Consider the following 23,667-nt stretch of genomic DNA (forward strand, 5'->3'; position numbering starts at 1 on the left):
CTTACCACTCACGACCCGCTGTACCGACGCCTCACCGCCGCCGTCGCGATCTCAGTGCGGGAATCCCCAGGAATCGTGCAGCGGAACGGTGATCTGCTTGAGCCACGTCTTCGTGGTGAAGTCGCGGGCCTTGATGACCACCGAACCGGGCGAGACCTCGACCTGCAGCCCCTGGTTGAACGCGCCGCCGAGCGACACTTCCCCGCCCTTGCCGTCGTCGGTCCAGCCGACCTGGACGGCGGCGGTGTTCACCACGGTGAACCCTTCGAGGTTGCCGGTGCCCGGGACGACCCGGCGGACCACCCAGTCCGACAGGTTCAGGTCCCAGTGCGTGTGCCCGGAGAACAGGAACACGTCCCGGTAGCGGCCGAGGATCGAGAGCAGCCTGTCGGGCTGAAGGTAGTCGGACCGGTAGAGCTTGTTGTGCGTCCCGGAAACGGTGTTGGGCAGCGGGTGGTGGGTCAGCACCATCACCGGGCTGCGCCGGATCGACCAGTACCGGAGACGCTGTTCGAGCCAGGTGAACTGCCGGTCGCTCATCCAGACCTCGTCCCACAGCTTGGGGTCGTGATACTTGGCGTAGCGCTCGGTTCCGAGGCACAGCACCGGAACCCCGCCGAACGACGTCTCGTTGTAGACGGTGTTGCGGCCCGCGAACCGGTAGAAACTCCGGAAGAGCGAATCCTCGGTCGTGTTGTTGGGCCAGGTCTCCTGCGCGAGTGTGTCGGGATCCCGCCATTTCGGGACGTAGAACTCGTGGTTGCCGATGGCCCAGGCGATCTCGCGCGGATGCCGGTGCTTGTCGAAGGTCTCGCGAAGCTGGGCGTACTCGAAGTCGTAGCCACGCGGGGTGAGGTCACCCGCGATACCGAGTCCCGCGCTGCCCGGGTTGATCGCGTGCAGATCGTCGAGCGCGCTGCCGAAATCGGTGAGGTCACCCTGGATGTCGCTCAGGATGTTGAACCGGACGACCGGCCACTGCGGACCCCACTTCGCCTGCGCCTGGGGCTGTGCCTCCGCTTGCCCCGGCAGCATCGCCGCCCCTGCCGCCGCGCCACCGGCGGTCACCATAAATGCTCTTCGATCCATAACGTGAACGCTACTCACGTTCTATGGCCGAATTCGGTCGCGCATCTGAACAGCGCAAGTCCGTGAAGGCTTCCTTGAGAGATCCAGAGGCCTTCACGGACTTGACCGACCAAACCCGGTCAGGACTCCATGGCCTTGACGAGCGAAGCGGGCCGCAGGTCCGTCCAGTGGGTCTCGACGTACTCGAGGCACTCCGGACGCGAGGCCGGGCCGAACTTCCTCGCCCAACCCGCCGGGACCTCGACGAACTCGGGCCACAGGCTGTGCTGACCCTCGTCGTTGACCAGCACCAGGTACGTACCGTCAGGGTTCTCGAACGGGTTCGTCATGTCTTGTTCTCCTTTGGTGTATCCGATGATTCAGCACGTCGGGTGAGCGCGTCGAGCGCGGCGAACCAGCCTTCCGCCAGTTCCCGCACCGACTCTTCGGTCAGCACGGCCTCCGGCCAGGACCACTCCGCGCCCAGTTCGGGGCCACCGGGGTGGTCCTCGGTCAGCGCGTTGATCGTCAGTGCGTGCGAGGCCGGCATGCGCTCGTCCGCCCCGATTTCGGCCGCTTCGGCTTCCGCCGCGTACGACCAGTCGGTCGCTTCGGGGACACCGATCCGGCCGAGGTAGTTGAACTCGATCTGCGGCTTCGCGAACTTCGCCAGCTCAGGACCGGTCCGAGGATCGAGGTACCGGAGCAGACCGTGCCCGATCCCGCCGTCCGGCAGCCCGCCGAGATGCGTCCGGACCCGCTCGAGCGCGGCACCGGCGGCGGCTCCGCCCGCGAACGCGTCGTCCAGATCGAGGTCGCCCAGGTCCAGGCACACCGGGACGACACTGGTGAACCAGCCGACCGTCCGCGAAAGGTCCGCGCCACCGGCCAGTTCCTCCTCGCGGCCGTGTCCCTCGACGTCGACGAGCACCGCTTGTCCCTCGTCCCGGCGCCAGCGGGCGACGGCGAGCGCGAGGCCGGTGAGCAGGACGTCGTTGACCGTCGCCCGGAACGCCGACGGAACGCGGGACAGCAGCGGGGCCGTCCGCTCGGCGGGCAGCGTCAGCGACACCTTCCTCACGGTCCCCAGAACGTCGCGAGCCGGGTCGAGTGGCCGGTCCAGCGGGATCGGATCGCCGCCGCCCAGCACCGACTTCCACCGGTCCAGTTCACCCCCACGGTCCTGAGTGGACAGGCTCCGCGACCACCGCCGGAACGAGGTCGGCACCGGGGGCAGTTCCGGCGCCTCGTCGCGAGCGACCGACTCCCACGCGGAAGCCAGATCCGGCAACAGGATCCGCCACGAGACACCGTCGACGGCCAGGTGATGGATCATCAGCAGTAACCGGCCGGGGCCGGCCGTTCCCGCGTCGAACCAGGTCGCGCTCAGCATCACACCGGCGTCCGGGTCCAGGCGGGACCGCGTCGGCTCCGCGTGCCGAGCGATCAGCGCTGGCAGATCGCCGTCGGCCTCGACACGTTCGACGTAGATGTCGACGGATCCGGGCACCTGCAGCGCCCAGCCGTCCACCGACCGGTCGAGCCGCGCGCGAAGCATGTCGTGCCGGGCGACGACGGCGCCGAGCACGGCCGTCAGCTGCTCGCCGGTCATCCCGGACGGCGTCTGCACCAGCGCAGCCTGGTGGTAGCCGGCGATCGGCCCGCCGAGTTCGCGGAGCGCGTGCATGATCGGTGTGAGCGCGACAGTGCCGTCGTCCTCCAGGCTCTCGGCGACCTCGGCCAGACCCGCGACCGTACGCCGCGCGAACACCTCGTGCGGCGTGATCTTCAGCCCGGCCGCGCGGGCCCGGCTGACCAGCCGCATCGCGACGATACTGTCCCCTCCGAGCGCGAAGAAGTCGTCGTCGGCACCGAGTTCCGGCACGTCGAGCACCTCCGCGAAGAGCGCGCACAACGCCTTTTCCCGTTCCGTCTCGGGTGCCCGGCCACTGACCAGCTCGGCGTAATCCGGTGCGGGCAACGCCTTGCGGTCCAGCTTCCCGTTGGACAACACCGGAAGCGCGTCGAGTGTGACGAAGGCCGCCGGGACCATGTACTCCGGCAGCGCCTCGGCCGCGAACCGCCGCAGTTCCGCCCGATCCACAGTGGACACCACATAGGCCACCAGCTGCTTGACCCGCGGACGGTCCTCACGCACCAGGACGACGGCCTGCGCGACCTCGCCGTGCCTTTCGAGCACGGCCTCGACCTCCCCCGGTTCGACCCGGAACCCGCGGATCTTCGCCTGGTCGTCGGCGCGCCCGCCGAAGTCCAGCCGTCCGTCCGAGGTCCAGCGGGCGAGGTCGCCGGTGCGGTACATCCGCGCTCCCGCCGGGCCGAACGGATCCGCCACGAACCGCTCCGACGTCAGCGCGGCCCGCCCGAGGTAGCCCCGGGCGAGGCCGGAACCGGCGAGGTACAGCTCGCCGGTGACCCCGGGCGGCACCGGCCGCAGCGCCGCGTCCAGCACGTAGGCGCGGGTGTTCGCGACCGGGCGGCCGACCAGCGGCTTCTCGCTGTCACCGATCCGCGCGACCAAGGCGTCCACTGTGGATTCCGTCGGTCCGTATAGGTTGAAGGCTTCGGTTCCGTCCAAAGTGGCCAGCCGGTGCCACAGACTCTCGGGCACCGCCTCGCCGCCGACGCCGATCACGGCCAGGGGGCACCGGTCGCCGTCGAGCAGGCCCGCTTCGGCCATCTGCGCGAAGAACGACGGCGTGACCTCGATGAAGTCGAAGCCGTCCCGTTCGATCATCGCGGCGAGGAGTTCGGGATCGCGCCGGGTCTGCTCGTCCACGACGTGCACGGCGTGTCCGTCGAGCAGCCACAGTTGCGGCTGCCAGGAGGCGTCGAAGGAGAACGACCACGCGTGCCCCACCCGCAGATGCGGTTTGCCGGCGGCCTCGACCGCGGGCCGGTGCAACGTGGCACGGTGGCTGTGGAACAGGTTCACCACACCGCGATGCGGGACGACGACCCCCTTCGGAGTCCCCGTCGAACCCGACGTGTAGATCACATACGCCGGATGTTCCGGGCCGAGCGGGCGGACCCGGTCCCGATCGGTGAGGTCGTGCGCCTGCCGGTCCTCGGTGACCAGCGCGCAGAGCGCCAGCGTCTCGATGTCCGTCCTGGGCAGCGATTCCAGCAGTTCCGGCTCGGTCAGGAGCACCTTGGGCCGCGCGTCGGCGAGCATCGCGGCCAGCCGCTCGGCCGGGTAGTCCGGGTCGAGCGGCAGATACGCCGCCCCCGCCTTGTGGACCGCGAGGATCGCCAGCAGCACGTCCGCCGAACGCGGCAGTGCCAAGGCGACGAAGTCCTCGGGACCCACGCCGTGGGCGACCAGCGCCCTGGCGAGCCGGTTGGCGCGCTCGTTCAGCTCGGTGAACGACCAGGTGACCTCGCCGGACACCACCGCCGTCGCGCCGGGCGAACGCCGGACCTGATCCTCGAACAGACCGGCCACAGTGGACGGTTCGACGGTGAGTACCGTCCCGTTCCACTCGCGCACGATCAGGTCGAGGTCGGCTTCCGCCAGGATGTCGACTCTGCCGACGAGTATGTCCACATCGGACACCATCGCGGCGAGCACCCGCTCCATCGCGGGAAGAAGCCGTTCCGGCAGACCCGCGTCGAACAGGTCGGACCGGTACTCGGCGGTGAGCTTCAGCCGGGCGCCGGGTTCCACCGCCCAGGTGAGCGGATAGTGCGTGGAGTCCTCATGGCGCACGATCTCCCCGCGCAGCCCGGCGCCGTTCTCGTCTTCGTCCGCGCCCGGGTAGCTCTCGAACACCATCAGCGTGTCGAACAGCTCCCCCAGCCCGGCGCCGCGCTGGATGTCGGCGAGCCCGAAGTGCTGGTGCACGAGCAGGCCGGACTGCTCGTCCTGGACCCGGTCTAGCAGGTCTCCCAGCTTCGCGGCGGGGTCGACCGTGATCCGCACCGGGATCGTGTTGATGAACAGGCCGATCATCCGCTCGACCCCGGCCAGCTCCGGCGGGCGCCCGGCGACCGTCGCGCCGAACACGACGTCCGACCGGCCGGTCAGCCTGCCGAGCACGATGCTCCACGCGGTCTGGACGAGGGTGTTCAGCGTCAACCCCCGCGAGCGCGCGAGTGCGGCCAGCGCACTCGTCGCCTGCTCCGGCAGCTCCAGGGACAACCGCTCCGGCAGCGCCGGGACCCGCTGCGGGTCGTGTGGGACGAGATGGGTCGGCTCGGTCAGCCCGTCGAGCGCCTGCCGCCAAGCGGCGTCCGCCGCCTCCCGATCCTGGGCACCGAGCCACCCGAGATGGTCGCGGTACTGCCGCGCCGGTGCCAGGTCTGCGCCCGCGTACAGCTGGGACAGCTCCGCGAACAGCTGCGGCACCGACCAGCCGTCGAGCAGGACGTGCTGGTGGGTGAACACCAGCCGGTGCCGTCCGTCCGGCAGGGGCACCAGCAGGAAACGCAGCATCGGGGCGACCGCCGGATCGAACCGGCGCCGGTCATGGGCCATCTCCGCCTCGACGACGTCCGCCGAGGCCACCAAGCGCCAGGGAACCGTGACCGAACGCGCCACCAGCGCGACCGGACGGCCGGAAGCGAGGTAGCGGTAACCGGTGCGCAGGACGGCATGCCGGTCGACGAGTGCCTGAGCGGCATCGCGCAGGCGAGCCGGATCGAGCGACCCTTCGAGATCGAAGGACACCTGGACGGTGTAGACGTCGGGCCCGTCGCCGTCCATCGTCGCGTGGAAGAGCAACCCCGCCTGCAACGGCGTCAGCGGCCACACTTCGGCCGTGTCCGGTGCGACGTCGAGGATCTCCGCGCGTTCGGCCGGGTCGAGGTCCACCAACGGCTTCCCGCTCGCCGGCGCGGGCGCGTCGAGCCGCACCGAGCTGACCTCGGCCAGCGCCGCGACGGTCCGGTGCCGGAAGACGTCGCGCGGGCTGAGCAGCAGCCCGGCGCTCCGCACTCGGCCGACCAACTGCATCGCGACGATGCTGTCCCCGCCGAGGCGGAAGAAGTCGTCGTGGACGCCGACCTTCTCCAGCCCGAGGACATCGGCGACGAGTGACGCGAGCAGTTCTTCTCGCGGTGTCCGCGGGGCGTCGCCGGAGACCTCGACGGCGAAGTCCGGGGCGGGCAGCGCCTTGCGGTCAAGCTTCCCGTTGGGTGTCAACGGGAAAGCGTCCAGTACGACGAACGCCGAGGGCACCATATACTCCGGCAAAGCCGCTTCGGCCAGCCGCCGGGCTTCCTCGACGTCGACCTCCCCGGTCAGGTAGGCGACGAGCCTGCCTTCTCTCAAGACCACACGCGCGGACAGCACGGACTCGATCTCACCCAGCTCGATCCGGAACCCGCGCAGTTTGACCTGGTCGTCGGCGCGGCCGAGGTAGTCGAGCGCGCCGTCGGCACGCCACCGCGCGAGGTCGCCCGTGCGGTACATCCGCTCCCCCGCGGCGAACGGGTTCGCCACGAACCGCTCGGCGGTCAGCCCGGCCCGGCCGAGGTAGCCGCGCGCGAGTTGCGCTCCCGCCAGGTACAGCTCGCCCGCCACACCCGGCGGGACCGGGCGGAGCCGGGCGTCCAGCACGTGGACGCGGGTGTTCCACACCGGACGTCCGATGGGGACGGTGTCGTCGACGACCGCCCAGGAGGTCACGTCCACCGACGCCTCGGTCGGCCCGTAGAGGTTGTGCAGCGGGACGTCCACACGAGCGGCGAGCTCGGGCGGCAGCGCCTCGCCACTGCACAGAACCCGGCGGACATCGTGCCACCGCGGCTCTTCGGCGAGGAACGCCTCCAGCATCGACGGGACGAAGTGCAGCGTCGTGATCCGCTGCTCGCGGATCAGCTCCGCGAGGTATCGGGGATCGCGGTGACCGTCCGGTTTCGCGACCACCAGCGTCGCACCGGTGATCAGCGGCCAGAAGAACTCCCACACCGACACATCGAAACTCGACGGCGTCTTCTGCAGAACACGATCATCGGCCGTCAGACCGTACTCGCCCTGCATCCACAGCAACCGGTTCACGATGCCCTCATGCGGCACCACAACACCTTTGGGGCGCCCAGTGGAACCCGACGTGTAGATCACATACGCCCGAGCAGAAGGATCTACCACCCGGCCCAGATTCTCGCCCGAGTAACCATCCAGAACAGGCAACTCGTCGAGAACGACCACAGGAGCGGCGTCTTCGAGCATGAAAGCCAGCCTGTCGGCCGGATAGTCCGTGTCGAGCGGCAGATACGCCGCGCCCACCTTGTGGACCGCGTACAACGCGACGACCAGATCGAGCGATCGCGGCAGCGACACCGCCACCACCGACTCCGCACCCACCCCCTGCTCCACCAGCCACCGCGCCACCTGATTCGCCCGCGCATTGAACTCGGCATACGACAGCTCGAAGCCCTCGAACACCACAGCAGGAGCATCCGGCGTCCACGCCACCTGCGCCTCGAACAACTCCGGCAACGTCACCGCCGGGACGTCGTGCGCGGTGTCGTTCCACTGCCGGAGCAGCGAGCGCTCGTCTTCGTCGAGGACGTCGAGCGCGCCGACCGGGATCGTGGGATCAGCGGCCACCTGCGCCAGGACGGCGGCCAGGCGCCGCGCGAACGCTTCGGCCGTGGTGTGGTCGAACAGGTCGGCGCTGTATTCGATCGCGGCCGAGATGCCGTCGGTGTTCTCCAGGAACCCGAATTCGAGATCGAACTTGGCGATGCCCTGCGCGAAGTCCTCCCGATTCGCGCGAAGGCCGGGCAGTGTCAGCCCGTCGCCGGATTCGGGCAGGTAGACCACCATCACCTGGAACAACGGGTGCCGGGCCAGCGAGCGCTCCGGGTTGACCGCGTCGACCAGGCGCTCGAACGGCAGGTCCTGGTGTTCGAAGGCGGCCAGATCCGTCGCGCGCACCCGCGAGAGCAGGTCACCGAACGCCGGGTCGCCGGACAGGTCGGTGCGCAGCACGAGCGAGTTCACGAAGAAGCCGACCAGCGGCTCCAGCCGTTCGTCGGTGCGGCCGGAACTCGGCGCGCCGAGCGGGATGTCGTCCCCGGCGCCGAGCCGGTGCAGCAGCGCCGCGACCGCGGCCTGGGCCAGCATGAACATGCTGACGTCGTGCTCGCGGGCGACGTCGCGCAGGCGTTCGGTGAGGGCGGCGTCGATCGGGAAGGTGACGAGGCCACCGCGGTGACTCGACTCGGCCGGACGCGGCCGGTCCGAGGGCAGTGCCAGTTCCTCCGGCAGGCCCGCCAGCGCTTCCTGCCAGAACTCGAGGTGCCCGGAGGCCGTCGAACCGAGCAGTTCCCGTTGCCACAAGGCGTAGTCCGCGTACTGGACCGGCAACTCAGTCCACTGTGGAGCGATGCCTGACAAGCGGGACTCGTACGCTGTGGCGAGGTCGGCCATCAGCGGCCCCTGTGAGCCCTCGTCCGTCGCCACGTGATGCAGCACCAGCAGCAGGACGTGTTCCCGCGGCGACACGGCGAAGACCGTGACCCGGATCGGAAGTTCCTCGTCGAGGGCGAACCCGCGACCGGCCTCGGCGGACAGCTGCGCCGGCAGATCCACGGCCTCGGCGAACACGACGTCAGGTCGCACGTCGGCGAGGATCCGCTGCGCGACGACGCCGTCTTCCTCGGCGAACACGGTCCGGAGCGTTTCGTGCCGCTCGACGACGTCGCCGACCGCCGCACGCAACGCGTCCGCGTCCAGCTCGCCGTGCAGGCGCCAGGCGAGCGGGATGTTGTAGGTGGGCGTGACGCCTTCGAGCCGGTAGAGGAACCACAAGCGTTGCTGCGCGGGCGAAAGCGGCAGCACGTCCGGCCGGTTCCCGGCGATCGGGACCGGGTGGGCCGACGGTCCGGCGAGCCGTTCCGCCAGCGCCGCGACGGTGGGGGCGTCGAAGACGTCGCGGACCGACACCGTGGCGTCCAGGCTCGCCGAGATCCGGCTGACCAGGCGCATCACCAGCAGCGAATGGCCGCCGAGGGTGAAGAAGCCGTCGTCGATCCCGACCCGCTCCACGCCGAGCACGTCGGCGAACAACGCACACAGAGCTTCTTCCCGCGCGTTCCGGGGCTCGCGGCCTTCGGCAGTCGCGAACTCGGGCGCGGGCAAGGACTTCCGGTCGAGTTTGCCGTTCGGGGTCAGCGGGATCTCGTCGAGTACGACGATCGCGGACGGCACCATGTGCTCGGGCAACCTCGCGGCCACCGCGTCCCGCAGTCCGTCATCGGAACCGACGACATAGGCCACCAGCCGGTCTTCACGAGCGACGACCACGGCACGGGTGACGGACGCCGACGCCGCCAAGGCCGCTTCGACCTCGCCGAGTTCGACCCGAAACCCGCGGATCTTGACCTGGTCGTCGACACGGCCGAGGAACTCCAGGACACCGTCGTCCGACCAGCGCGCTAGGTCCCCGGTCCGGTACATCCGCTCCCCCGCCTCACCGAACGGGTCGGCGACGAAGCGCTCGGCGGTCAGCCCCGGCCGGGCCAAATATCCGCGGGCGAGCTGCGCACCGGCAAGGTAAAGCTCGCCGGGGACACCCGGCGGAACCGGGTTCAACCGCGCGTCCAGCACGTAGGTCCGCGTGTTCCACACCGGGCGCCCGATCGGGACAGTCGGCGTCGTTTCGGCACCGGCCTGCCACGCCGTCACGTCGACGGACGCTTCGGTCGGGCCGTAGAGGTTGAACAGCGGGACGTCCACGCGGGCGGCCAGCTCCGAAGGCAGCGCCTCGCCACTGCACAGGACCCGGCGGACGGCGTGCCATCGCGGCTCTTCGAGGAGGAACGCCGCGAGCATCGACGGGACGAAGTGGACGGTCGTGATCCCGGCGGTGCGGATCAGCTCGGCGAGGTACGCCGGATCCTTGTGGCCCTCGGGCTTGGCGACGACCAGCGTCGCACCGGTGATCAACGGCCAGAAGAACTCCCACACCGACACATCGAAACTCGACGGCGTCTTCTGCAGAACACGATCATCGGCCGTCAGACCGTACTCGCCCTGCATCCACAGCAACCGGTTCACGATGCCCTCATGCGGCACCACGACACCCTTGGGACGCCCAGTCGAACCGGACGTGTAAATCACGTACGCCGGAGAAGACGAGTCCACCACCCGGCCCAGATTCTCGCCGGAAAAGCCGTCCAGAACAGGCAACTCGTCGAGGACGACCGCAGGGGCGGCGTCTTCGAGCATGAAAGCGACGCGATCCGCCGGATAGTCGCGGTCGACAGGCAGGTAAGCGCCACCTGCCTTGTGGACGGCGTAGAGCGCGACGACCAGATCGAGCGATCGCGGCAGCGACACCGCCACCACGGACTCCGCGCCCACTCCTTGACCGACCAACCACCGTGCCAGCTGATTCGTCCGCACGTTGAACTCGGCATACGAAAGCTCGGAACCCTCGAACACCACAGCGGAAGCATCCGGCGTCCGCGCGACCTGAGCCTCGAACAACTCCGGCAACGTCCCGGCCGGGACTTCACGAGCCGTGCGGTTCCACTCGGCCACTCGCGCGAGTTCGTCACCGACGAGGACGTCGAGCAGGCCGGCCGGCCGGTCGGGTTCGGCGGTGACCTGTTCCAGCAGGGCCGTGAGCCGGTTGAGCAACCGCTCTGCCGTCGCTTCGTCAGCGAGATCCTCGGCGTACTCCAGCATCAGCGTGGCGGTGTTCTCGTCATCGACCATCGTGAAGTGCAGGTCGAACTTCGCCATTCCGGTGTCCATCTCGAACCACTCGGCGGGCAGGCCGAGCACGTCGTGGGCACCGCTCTGCCGGTGGTAGCCCACCATCACCTGGAACAGCGGGTTGCGCCCCGGCACGCGGGGCGGGTTCAGCTCCTCGACGACGCGTTCGAACGGCAGGTCACCATGTGAGAAGGCGGCGAGATCCGCCTCGCGCACCCTGTCGAGCAGCGCGGCGAACGTCGGGTCGCCGGAGAGATCGGTCCGCAGCACCAGCGTGTTCACGAAGAACCCGACGAGGTCGTCGAGCGCCGCGTCGGTGCGCCCCGCGATCGGGGCACCCAGCGCGATGTCGTCGCCTGCCCCGGTCCGGTGCAGCAGTGCGGCCACCGCCGCCTGCAGCACCATGAACGGGCTCGCTCCCGCCCTCGCCGCCAGTTCACGGACGGCGGACGACAGCTCGCCGGAGAGGCGGGACTTCACCTTCCCGCCCTTGCCGGTCGGCCGGAGCGGACGCGGGCGATCCAGCGGCAACGTCAGCTCGTCCGGCGCGCCCCGCAAGGCCTCGGCCCAGAACGCGACCTGAGCGGCGCCGCGCTGGTCGAGGAAGTCTTTCTGCCAGAGAGCGAAGTCGGCGTACTGCACCGGCAAGTCCGTCCACACGGGACTCTCACCGGCGAGCCGCGCTTGATACGCCGAGGTCAGATCGCCCAGGAACGGGCGGTCGGACCATTCGTCGGTCGCGCTGTGGTGCAGGACCAGCGAGATCACCTGGTCGTCGTCGCCGAGCCGCAGCACCCGCAGCCGGACCGGAATCTCCCGCGCCAGGTCGAACGGTGTCCTGGAAAGCGCAGCGATCCGGGCGTCCAGCCCCGTCTCGTCGCACTCCTCGACGATGAACGGGATCTCCGGCGCGTCGAGGACGCGCTGACAGGGCTCCCCGTCGTGCTCGGCGATGACGGTCCGCAGGACCTCGTGCCTGCCGAGGACGTCACCGAGCGCCAGTCGGAGAGAGCCGAGATCAAGGCCGCCCCGCAGCCGGAAGGTCAGCGGGAAGTTGTAGGCGACCGCGTTCGCTTCCATCCGGTCGACGAGCCAGAGGCTGCGCTGGGCGGACGACAGCGGGATCCGTTCAGGACGCTCGACGCGGACCACCGCGGGCCGCGCCGGTTCGCCACCGCCCGCGCGGGCAGCCAGCTCGGCGACCGTCGGCGCCTCGAACAGGTCACGGATGGCCAGTTCGGCGCCGAGTTCGGTCCGGGCCCGGCTGATGAGCCGGGTGGCCAGCAGCGAATGGCCGCCGAGGTCGAAGAAGTTGTCCTCGACGCCGACCCCGTCCACCCCGAGGACCTCGGCGAAGAGCGCGCACAGCGTCTCCTCCGCGGCGGTCTCGGCCGGACGGCTTTCGGCGAGCCGCACCGCCTGATCGGCCTCCGGCAGCGCCCGCGTGTTGAGCTTGCCGTTGTCGGTCAGCGGCAGCGCGCCCAGCGTGACGAACGCGGCCGGGACCATGTAGTCCGGCAGTTCCGTCTTGAGCCTGTCGCGTAGGCGCTGCACCAGTTCGCCGCCGCCGCGGGCCGCCGTCGGGCTCGTGGCGTACTTGGCCAGGTTGGTGCCGAGCGAAACCGGCTGGTGTACCCCGGTGATCAGCGCGTCCGGCTGTCCCTTGTGGACGAACAGCGCCTCGAAAGCGCCCTCGGCCGACCAGGTGCAGTACACCCGGAAGCCGAGCCGGTCCCCGAGTTCGTGCACGTCCTCGGGCTCGATCCCGCCAGGGGCGCGGAACAGGTCCAGGACGTCGATCAGCGGTGCACCGGCGTCCAGCGCTCGTGTCGCCTCGACCTCCGGCGTCTGCCGCGCGTCCGGGATCCGGCTCACGCGCAGCGTTTCCGCCCCGGTGAGCCGCTCCTCCAGCGCGGCGAGGGATCCGACCTCGTCCCACGAGAAGCGTGCCGCCTGCGCGACCGACAAGGTGTCGGCCGCCTCCTTCACCAGGACGGCGTCGTAGCGGTACCGGCTCAGCTCGTTGTGCAGCCGGGCCCGTTTGATCCGGACCTGCGCGGCGACCTCCGGAAGCTGCCGCGCGAGCGCGGTGAAGTAGTCCGGGTCGATCAGGAGTTCCTTCTCCAGCGCGGCCCCGCGTTCGATCGCCCGCCGTACCTGGGCGACGTCGGAGGTCGCGTCGGCGCGGGTGAGCTGGATCGCGGTGTGGAAGGCGCGGGCGAGCCGCAGGTTCCGGACGTCGCCGACGAACAGCGCGCCGCCGGGCGCGAGCAGGCCGATCGCCTTCGTGATGACGTCGGTCAGGTAGTCGACGCTCGGGAAGTACTGGATGACGGAGTTGATCACGATGGTGTCGAACCGGCCGTCGGGCAGGCCGTCGAACACGTGCGCCGGCTGGGCACGCAGGTTCACCTTGGCCGCCAGCGCCGGATCCCGTTCCAGCTCGCGGTTCAGCTTCGCGATCACCGGGGCGGCGAGGTCGGTGCCCCAGTACTCCTGAGCCAGCGGCGCGATCTGCCCCAGCAGCAGACCGGTGCCGACGCCGATCTCCAGCACTCGTTCCGGCTTCAGTTCGGCGATCCTGTCGACGGTCGCCTGCCGCCATTCCCGCATGTGCTCCAGCGGGATCGGGTCGCCGTCGTAGCTGGAGTCCCAGCCCGCGAAGTCCTCGGTGAACAACGCCGTCGGGATCTCGGTGTACTCGTCGGAGTAGATCTGCTGCCACTCGCCGACCTGGTCGGCTTCCGCCTCGGCCCGCGCGTCCCCGCTCAGTTCGGCCGGGACGACGTACCCGATGAGCCGTTTCAGCCCGGGTGCCGACGGGTCGGGCCGGGCGATGACGGCGGCCTGCGCGACCTCCGGGTACCGGCTGAGCGCGGTCTCGATCTCGCCGAGTTCGACGCGGTAGCCGCGGATCTTGACCTGGTCGTCGGTCCGGCCGAGGAAGTCGAGGTTCCCGTCCGCGCGGCGGCGCACCAGGTCACCGGTGCGGTACATGCGGCTTCCATGCCCAGGGACGAACGGGTCGGCGACGAACCGTTCGGCGGTCAGCCCGGGACGGCCGAGGTAGCCGCGGGCCAGCCCCTCACCGGCGATGTAGAGCTCACCCGCGACGCCGTCGCGGACCGGCCGGAGCCAGGCGTCCACGATGTAGGCACGGGTGTTCCAGATCGGTTTGCCGACGGTCGGGGTGTCGCTGTCGGTCGTGCCGCCGCCGAGGGTGTTGATCGTGTATTCGGTGGGGCCGTACAGGTTGTAGCCGTAGGTGCCGTCGGTGTCCCGCAGCCTGTTCCACACCGACTCCGACACCGCCTCGCCGCCGAGCAGGACGAGCGCGGGCCGGTGCCCCTCCAGCAGGCCTTCCTCGATCAACAGGTGGGCGTACGTCGGCGTCACGTTGACGACGTCGACCTCGTGCTCGTCGCAGTACGCCACGAGCGCCCGCGCGTCCCGGCGCAGTTCCTCGTCGCAGACGTGGACCTCGTGCCCCTCGACGAGCCACAGCAGCTCTTCCCAGGACATGTCGAAGGCGAACGACACGGTGTGCGCGATCCGCAGCCGCCGTCCGCCCGCCGCCGCGATGGCCGGGGCGAAGATCGCGCCCTGGTGGTTGAGCTGCATGTTCGTCAGGCCGCGGTACGGCGTGACGACACCCTTGGGCTTGCCCGTCGAGCCCGACGTGTAGATGACGTACGCCGGGTGCTCCAGGCGGTCCGCGCGGCCTCGCGCGAACAACGGGCGTTCGGCGTCGGAGATCGGGCCGTCGTCGAACGCCCTGTCTTCATGGTTGTCGACGAGCACCCGCGGCGTGGCGTCGGGCAGCGTCGCCGAGACGTCCTTTGTGGACACCAAGCACAACGGCCCGGCGTCTTCCAGCATCACCGCGAGCCGGTCGGCCGGGTAGTCGAGTTCCAGCGGCAGATACGCCGCGCCGGTCCGCAGGACGGCGAACAGCGCGACGACCATGTCGATCGACCGCGGCAGGCCGAGCGCGATCACCTGTTCCGGCGCGGCCCCCTTCGCCAGCAGGAGCCGGGCCATCCGGTTGATGCGCGCGTCGAGTTCGGCGTAGGTCAGCTGTTCGTCACCGAACACCAAGGCCGTCGCGTCGGGGGTCCGCTCCGCCTGGACGGCGAGCAGGTCCGCGATCGTGTCCTCGATGACCGGGTTCTCGGCCTCGGCCCAGCCCGCCTCCAGCGCGGCTCGGTCCTCAGTGGACACCGTCGCGAGCGCGGCGACCGGTTTCGCCGGGTCGTCGACGATCTGGCCGACCAGCGACGTGAACAGACCCAGCACCGACCCGGCCTCGCCCGCGTCGATCACGTCGTCCCGGTAGGACAGCGTGACCCGGATTTCCTCGCCCGGCGTCACCACCAGCGTCAGCGGATAGTGCGTCGCGTCGATGTTGAGCAGGTCGGTGATGCCGTGCCGGTGGCGGAGGCCGTCACGGCGCTCGTCACCGTCCGCGTTGCGCAGCACGAAGAGCGTGTCGAACAGGACCCGGTGCCCGGCCTCCCGTTGCAGGACGCCGAGGCTCATGAACTCGTACGGGGTCAGGTCCATCCGCTCGGACTGCAGGCGCCGCACCAGGTCCAGGACGGACTCGGCCGCGTCGAGCCGCACCCGCGTGGGCACGGTGTTGAGGAACAGGCCGATGGTGTTCTCGATCTCGGGCACGGCGGCGGGCCTGCCCGCGACAGCGGCGCCGAACACGACGTCGTGCCGTCCGGTCATGGTCGAGAGGACCAGGCCCCAGGCGGCGTTGAGCACGGAGTTGACGGTCAGGCCGTGGCGCCGGGCCTGTTCCCGCAGCGCGCCGCTGAGGTCGCCGGGCAGGACGGTGTCCAGGTTGACCGGGGTGGCCGGGACCAGATCCCTGCCTTCCGGCCCGATGACGGTCGGCTCCGCGAGCCCGGACAGCGCCTCGCGCCAGGCTTCGGTGGCGGCCTCGATATCCTGCCGGTCCAGCCAGCGCAGGAAGTCCACATAGGACCCAGCGGCGGGCAGTGTCCGGTCGTCCCCGCCGAGGTCGTACAGCGCGAACAGCTGCTCGATGAACAGCCAGGCGGACCAGCCGTCCCACAGCAGCAGGTGCCGGTTCAGCACGACACGGTCGCGCCCGTGCCCGAGCCGGACCAGTTTCAGCCGGAACAGCGGCGGGGCACCGAGGTCGAACCGCGTCGCGCGGTCTTCGGCCATCAGTTCGTCGAGCCGTGCCCGCTGCTCGTCTTCGGGCAGCGTCGAAAGATCCACTTCGGACAGCGGAGGTTCGACGTCGGCCGCCACGAACTGGACCGGCCCCCGCAGGCCCTCGCTGGTGAAACCGGCGCCGAGGCTGGGGATCCGGCGGACCAGCGCGGACACCGCCGACCGCAACCGGCCGGCGTCCAGGCGGTGGTCGAAGTCGATCGCCTCCTGGATCGTGTAGATGTCGACCCGGTCGGAGTTGTAGCTGGAGTGGAAGAACAGGCCTTCCTGCAGTGGCGACAGCGGCCAGACGTCGGCGACCGGCGCCCGGCTGAACCGCTCGACGCGGGCGATCTCCTCCTGCGTCAGGGAGACGAGTTCGAGGTCGGACGGCGTGAGCCCCAGCGGCACGCCCGTGTCCGCGGCAGCGAGTTCGCGTAAGGCCGCGGCCCAGCGTTCGGCGAGCGCTCCTGCCGGGCCCGCGAACGTCGCCGTCAGCCTCGGCCCGTCCTCGGTGTCCTCGCAGGCGACCCCGATCCGCAGGACGTGGTCTCCGGACGGCGGCGTCGCCGCGTGCCCGGCGACCTGCCACTCCCCCGGCGCTGCCGGGATCAGGCCGTCGTAGCGCAGAGCGATCCGCGGCTTCGCGAGCCCGGCGAGCAGCGGACCGGTCTGGGCGTTGAGATAGCGCAGCGGGCCGTAACTCTCAGGCGTCTTCCGGACGGTCTCTTTGACGGCCTTGAGCATCGCGAGCGGTTCGCCTGTCGCGGTGATCCGCACCGGGCGGACCGACGTCAGGGCGCCGATGGTGTCCGAAACGTCCACCCGGCCATGGAGATCGACGAGAAGTTCGCCGTCGACGGCGGTTTTCAGCGCCGTCAGGAGGACGTCGGTCACATCGCCGTGGAGTGCGACGAGCTTCCGGGTGTCCTCGATGGACAGGGTGATCCGGCGTTCGGCGACGTCCCCATCAGCGGCGATCTCGAAAGCACCGGGTGCCAAGGTCTCGGCCCAGTGCTCGATTTCGCCGAGCAGTGCGGGGTCCTGCGCCGTTTCGGTGATCCGGCGCGCGATGGTCCGCAATGAGGTCCGCACCGGCGTGAACACCAGCGGGTGGCCGCTGGTCACGGCTTCCCAGGCGATCGCGAGGTCTGCGGAGAGGATCGTCAAGCTCCGCGCGTCCAGCAGGATCGGATGGGCGACCAGGAGCAAGCGGCCCGGTTCGTCGAACCAGACAGCCTGCAGCAAGTTCTCCGACAACCGGTTTGCCGCGTCCCGGTACTCGTCTTCGACAGATCCAGTTGCGTGACGGAGCAGGTCAGCAGCTTGCAGATTCCCTTGTGGACGGATTTCGAGCGACCACAGCACCGACGCGATCCGCGACAGTTCGAGCCGCAGGCCGTCGTGGTGGTCGAGCACGAGTTGCAGGGCCGCGGCGAGCGTCTCGACGTCGGCCCCGGAAGGCACGGTCAGCAGCACGGACTCCGGGCGCATCGCGTCGCCCAGTTCCCGCAGCCGCAGCACTTCGGGCAGGAGCGGGAGGGCGCCGACGCCGTCGGTATCGGCCACCGGTTCGGCGGGCGTCGCGGAGGCGGCGAGCGCGGCCGGGGTCCGGAGTTCGAAGACGTCCTTGGGGCTCAGTTCGAACCCCGCCCGCCGAGCACGGCTCGACACGGCGATAGACGAGATGCTGTCGCCGCCCAGCAGGAAGAAATCGCCGTGGGCGCCGACCGTGTCCAGGCCGAGGACGTCCGCGAAGATCCGCGCGAGGGCGCGTTCCTGGTCATTCTCAGGCGTAGCGACATACTGGCCGATTTCAGGCGCGGGCAGTGCCCGGACGTCGAGCTTTCCGCTGGGCGTCAACGGGAACTCGTCGAGGACGACGAACGAAGACGGGACCATCGGAGCCGGAAGCACTTCACTCACCGCGGCTCGCAGCAGCTCCGGATCCGCGCCGCCGGCCACATAGCCGACGAGCACGCCATCCTTCGCCACGACCGTGGCGGCGGTGACCTCCGGCTGTGCGGCGAGAACGGCTTCGATCTCGCCGAGTTCGATCCGGTTGCCGCGGATCTTCACCTGGCGGTCGGTGCGGCCGAGGTACTCGATCTCGCCGTCGGCGCGGCGCCGGACGAGGTCGCCGGTGCGGTACAGCCGCTGTCCCGGTTCGCCGAACGGGTCGGCGACGAAGCGCTCGGCGGTCAAGCCCGGCCGTCCGTGGTAGCCACGGGCAAGCTGGACACCCGCGAGATACAGCTCTCCCGCCACGCCGTCGGGCACCGGGCGGAGGCAGCCGTCGAGGACGTGCACCCGCGTGTTCCACACCGGACGTCCAATGGGGACTGCTGCGCCTTCGGTCCCATCGACGGCGAAGTAGGTCACGTCCACGGCCGCCTCGGTGGGGCCGTAGAGGTTGTGCAGCGGGACACCGGTGAGCGAGCGCCAGCGCGCGGCGTTCTCGCCGGTCAGCGCCTCCCCACTGGAGAAGACCCGACGCAGGGACCGGGCCCAGCGCAGGTCTTCGGTGACGTCCTCGCTGCCGAGGAACGCGGCGAGCATGGACGGGACGAAGTGCAGGGTGGTGATCTCACGTTCCCGGATCAGCCGCGCGAGATAAGCCGGATCGCGGTGGCCGTCCGGTTCGGCCAGCACCACCGCGGCACCCTCGCACAGCGCCCAGAAGAACTCCCACACGGACACGTCGAAGCTCGACGGCGTCTTCTGCAGCACCCGATCCGACTCGGTGAGCCGATACTCGTGCTGCATCCACGCGAGCCGGTTGACGATCGCGCGATGCGTGACGGCCACGCCCTTCGGCCGCCCGGTCGATCCGGAGGTGTAGATCAGGTAAGCGGTGTTGTCGGCCCCGGCGGCCGCGCCCTGGACGTCCTCGACGACGGACTCGCCGGACACGGAGACCTGGGTCAGCCCGGCGACAACCGGGATCCGCGACGCCGTCCCGGGTTCGGAGACCACGAGACGCGCACTGGAGTCGGCGAGCATGTATTCGAGCCGCTCGGCCGGATAGTCGAGGTCGATCGGCAGGTAGGCGGCCCCGGCCTTGAGCACACCGAGGAGCGCGACCATCAGTTCGGCCGACCTCGGCACGGCGACGGCCACGATCTCGTCAGGACCGGCACCCAGGGAACGCAGCCTGCGGGCCAGCTGCTCCGCGCGGGTGTCGAGATCCACATAGGACAGTTCGGTGTCCTTGAACACCACCGCAGTCGCGGACGGGGTCTTGGCGACCTGCTCGGCGAAGGCCTCGGCCAGCGTCCGCTCGGGCACCGGATGCGCGGTCGCGTTGAGTTCGGCCAGCCGGCCGCGTTCGGCGGGCGAGAGTAGGTCGACAGCGGTGACCGGCAGGCCGGGGTTCGCGGTCAGCGTCTCCAGCAGCCGCGCGAACCGTTCCGCGAGGTGCCCGGCCGTGACCGCGTCGATCCGGGCGGCGTCGAACTTGAGGCTGAACGCCAGGTCCGTGCCCGGGGTCGCGATCATCGCGACCGGGAAGTGCACCGCGTCGGTGACCTCGACGCCGGTGAGCCGCAGGATCCCGGACGGCTCCGCGTCACGCGGGAAGTTCTCGACGACCACAAGGGTGTCGAACAGTTCTTCCTGCCCGGCACCGGCGACGCGCTGCAGTTCGCCGAGGCCGAGATGCTGGTGGTCCAGCAAGGCCGCCTGCTCGTCCTGCAGGCGGCGCAGCACGGCGGCGACGGTTTCGGACGGGGACCAGCGCAGCCGGACAGGCACCGTGTTGATGTACAGGCCGACAGCCGATTCGAGGCCGTCGGCACCGGTGTCGCGGCCGGAGACGGTGCTGCCGAACAGCACGTCGTCACGGCCGGTGAGCCCGCCGAGGAGTAGCCCCCAGGCGCCGTGCAGAACGGTTCCGAGGGTGAGACCGTGTGCGCGGGCCATGGCGGACAGCGCCGCCGTGGCCCGTTCGCCGAGGTTCAGGTGCACTCGCGACGGCCGCCTCCCCGCCGTGGACTGCCCCTCGATCAGCCGCGTGGGTTCGTCCACTCCGGACAGTGCGGTCCGCCAAGCTTCCCGCGCAGCCTCGTGATCACGCGACGCGAGCCGTCGCAGGTGGTCCTCGCGAGTGCCCGGTTCCGGGAGCGGGGCGTCCGTTCCCGCGTATCCCGCCAGCAGTTCGCGGAGCAGCACCACGACCGACCAGCCGTCGGCGATGATGTGGTGGAACGTGAGCGCCAGCTTGGCGCGATCCTCACCGAGCCGGGCGAAAGTCGCGCGCAGCAAGGGCGGCCGGGCGAAGTCGAACCGGCGCGCGCGATCGGCCTCGAAGGCTTCCGCGGCGTCTTCGGCGGGCACTTCACGCCAGGGCAGTTCGGCGTGCCGGGTCACCGTCTGGACGACCTGTCCGCCGTCGAGCTGCCGGAAACCGGACCGCAGCGACGAGTACCGGTCCAACAGCGCCTGCGCGGACCGGCGCAGCGCGTCGGCGTCGACCTCGCCTTCGAGGTCCAGCACTTCCTGGACGGTGTAGATGTCCGCCGCCTGGCCACCTTCGAACTCCGCGTGGAAGAAGAACCCTTCCTGCAACGGCGTCACGGGCAGGACGTCGGCGAACTCGGCGAGCGACGCACGCTCGGCGTCGGTCAGCTCCAGCAGCGGCCGCTGGTCCACAGTGGACTTGGCGGTGATGGTCTCCGCGCACGCGGCTAGAGCCTCGGGAGTCCGATGCTGGAACACCTGGCGTGGCGTGATGGCGAGGCCCCGTTCGGCCGCGCCGAGTACCAGCCGGATGGAGAGGATGCTGTCGCCGCCGAGGGTGAAGAAGTCGTCATCGGCACCGGCCGAGGCCAGCCCGAGGACGGCCGCGACGACGTCGCACAGGATCCGTTCCCGCTCGGTGCGCGGCGCGTGGCCGGTGGCGGCGGCGCCGAAATCGGGCAGGGGCAAGGAGGTGCGGTCCAGTTTGCCGTTCGGCATGATCGGCAGCCGGTCGAGCGCCACGAACGCCGACGGCACCATGTAGTGCGGCAGCGCCGATTCCGCGTGGGCGCGCAACTCCTTCAGCAGCGACGGCGATCCGTCCGCCTCCAGGACGACGTACGCCACCAGGCGCCGGTCCCCCGGCTTGACCTCGCGCGGGACGACGGCGATCCGCTCGACCCCGGCGTACGCGGCGAGCGCGGACTCGATCTCCCCCGGTTCGATCCGGAAGCCGCGGATCTTCACCTGGTGATCGGTGCGGCCGAGAAAGTCGAGGTTCCCGTCCGCGCGCCAGCGGACCCTGTCACCGGTGCGGTACATCCGCTCGCCGCCGCCGGTGAAGGGGTCGGCGACGAAACGTTCCGCTGACAGCCCCGGACGTCCGGCGTAGCCCCGCGCGAGACCGCGGCCGCCGACGTACAACTCCCCTTCGACGCCGACCGGGACCGGCCGCAGCGCCGTGTCGAGGACGTAGCAACGCGTGTTCGGATCCGGCCTGCCGATCGGGATGGGCCCGGTCCAGCCGGGCTCGGCCGCCCACAGCGTAGAGTTCACCGTCGCCTCGGTCAGCCCGTACGCGGCGACGACCTTCAGGTCCTCGGCCCAGCGCGCGATCAGTTCCGGCGGGACGGTCTCGGTGCCGACGATCAGCACCGCGCCCTTCGGCAGTTCACAGTCCGGCGGCAGCGCCGCGACCAGCGACGGCGGCAGGATCATGTGCGTCGCCGCGTTGTCGGCGATGTAGCCGGTCAGTTCGACACCCGCGACGCGGCGGTGCGACGGCACCACGATCAGCGTTCCGCCGACGCACAGTGACATGACCAGATCCCAGACCGTCACGTCGAACCCGGTCGAGGCGAACTGGACCACCCGGCTGTCCTCGGCGATGCCGATCCGTTCGGTCGCGGTGCTGATCAGGCTGCCGATCCCGTCGTGGGACAGGACAACGCCCTTCGGCTTGCCCGTCGAACCCGACGTGTAGATGACGTACGCGGCCTGGCTCAGCGCGACCCCGCTGACGTCCACAGTGGACGCGTCGAGTTCCGCGAGTTCGGCGACGAGGGCCGGATCGTCCAGAAGAACCCGTTCGACGTCCACCCCGGGCGGCAGCTGCGCCGATTCCTCCCTTGTGGACACCACGATTCCCGCGCCCGCGTGGGAAAGCATGTACGCGAGACGATCCTCGGGGTGGTCGAGGTCGAGCGGCAGATAGGCGGCCCCGGCCTTCATGACACCGAGGAGCGCGACCACGAGATCGGCCGAGCGCGGCATCGCCACGGCGACGACGTCCTCGTCACCGACGCCTCGCCGCTTCAGCAGACGAGCGAGCCGGTTGGCGGCGGCGTCCAGCTCGGCGTAGGTCAGGCGGACGTCCTCGCAGACGACGGCCTCGGCGTCCGGTTTCCGTGCCACGATCCGGTCGAACGCCTCGGGCCAGGACACCTCGGGCGAATCCGCCACCGCGGTCCCGAGCGCCAGTATCCGGGCCCGTTCCTCGCCCGAGAGCAGGTCGATCGCTGCCAGCGGCAGGTCCGGTCCCTTCACCAGGGCGTCCAGCACCGCGGCGAACCGGCGGCGGTGTTCGGCGAGTTCGTCGTCGGTGGAGACAGCCGCGTCCGCGTCGAAGTCGAAACGGAGGCCCCGGCCCTCACCGGCGTCGTACACGGCGATGGCGACGTCGCTGATCGGCCCGAGTTCCAGGTTGTGCACTGTGGCGGTCGCGTCGCCGAACGCGAGTTCGCCGTCCACGGCCATGTAGTTCACGCTCAGCCCGACGAGTTCGTGCACCCCGCCGCTCGCGCCGAGTTCACGCGCGAGGTCCTCACCGCGGTACCGGCTGTGTTCCAGCAGCGCGGAGACCTTCTCCGCGACCTGGGCGACGAGCCGCGCCGGCGTCGTCTCGGGGCGGACCTCCAGCCGCACAGGCAGGACGTTGGACACCATGCCCGGCTGCTCGCGCAGGGCGCGGGTGGTGCGCGCGGTGACCGGCAGGCCGAGGACGAGGTCTTCGGCACCGGTCACCCGGTGCGCGTAGGCCGCCACGGCGGCGATCGCGACGCGGGACAGCCTCGTTCCCGCGTCGAACGCGAACTTCCGCAGGCGGCCGGCGTCCGCCGCGGGCAGTTCCCACGAGTGCCGCCGCAGCCGGATCGGGCCGGCCGACGCGCGGCCGAGCAGCCGCACCGGGTTCGGCCTGCTCGCGAGCTCGCCCAGCCAGTAGTCGCGGTCGGCTTGCCCGTCCTCCGAGGCCTCGACCAGCCCCGAAAGCGGCCAGGCGACCTCCTCGGCAGTGCCCGAATAGAGCGCCGCCGCACGCCGGGTCAGGACGGCCTGCCCGTGCGCGTCCATCACCAGGTGGTGGTAGCGCTGGAACCAGCGGACCCGGTCCCCGGCCAGGATCAGCAGGGTGTGCCCGGTGAGCGGGCCACGGGCGGGATCGGCCACCACGGCCAGTTCGGCCCGCGCCCACTCGTCGGCCACCCGCTCCGGATCCGGCTCGCCGGTGAAGTCGAGAACGGCGACCTCGCCCGGGGTGACCGGGCGCTGGACCGGCGTTTCGCCCTCCAGCCCGACCGTGACGTGCAGGCACTCCGCCTCCGCGACCGCCCTCCGAACGGCGTCACCCAGCCGGGCGATGTCGAGGTCACCGCGGAGCTCGGCGACCCAGCCGATCGTGTAGACCGGATCGGCCGGGTCGAGCTGCTGAGCGAGCCAGATTCCCTTCTGTGCCGGGGTCAGGGGAAAGCCGCGGTTCATCGGGATCT

3 protein-coding genes are annotated in these 23,667 nt (G+C 70.3%); all 3 read right to left on the minus strand.

The features are described 5' to 3' along the window. Positions 1-51 precede the first annotated feature (51 nt). Positions 52-1,089 carry a metallophosphoesterase family protein gene (locus ACZ6YV_RS32350; protein ID WP_465513222.1) on the minus strand — a complete coding sequence of 346 codons (1,038 nt, stop codon included), beginning with the start codon at positions 1,087-1,089 and terminating at the stop codon, positions 52-54. A gap of 119 nt (positions 1,090-1,208) precedes the next feature. Further along, positions 1,209-1,418: an MbtH family protein gene (locus ACZ6YV_RS32355; protein WP_465513223.1), complete on the minus strand. Its 210-nt coding sequence runs from the start codon at positions 1,416-1,418 to the stop codon at positions 1,209-1,211. Further along, positions 1,415-23,659 carry a non-ribosomal peptide synthase/polyketide synthase gene (locus tag ACZ6YV_RS32360; RefSeq protein WP_465513224.1) on the minus strand — a complete coding sequence of 7,415 codons (22,245 nt, stop codon included), beginning with the start codon at positions 23,657-23,659 and terminating at the stop codon, positions 1,415-1,417. The genes ACZ6YV_RS32355 and ACZ6YV_RS32360 overlap by 4 nt, the downstream gene beginning before the upstream one ends. Between the last annotated feature and the right edge of the window lie 8 nt (positions 23,660-23,667).

It is taken from the genome of Amycolatopsis sp. NPDC102522 (genome assembly GCF_055584485.1).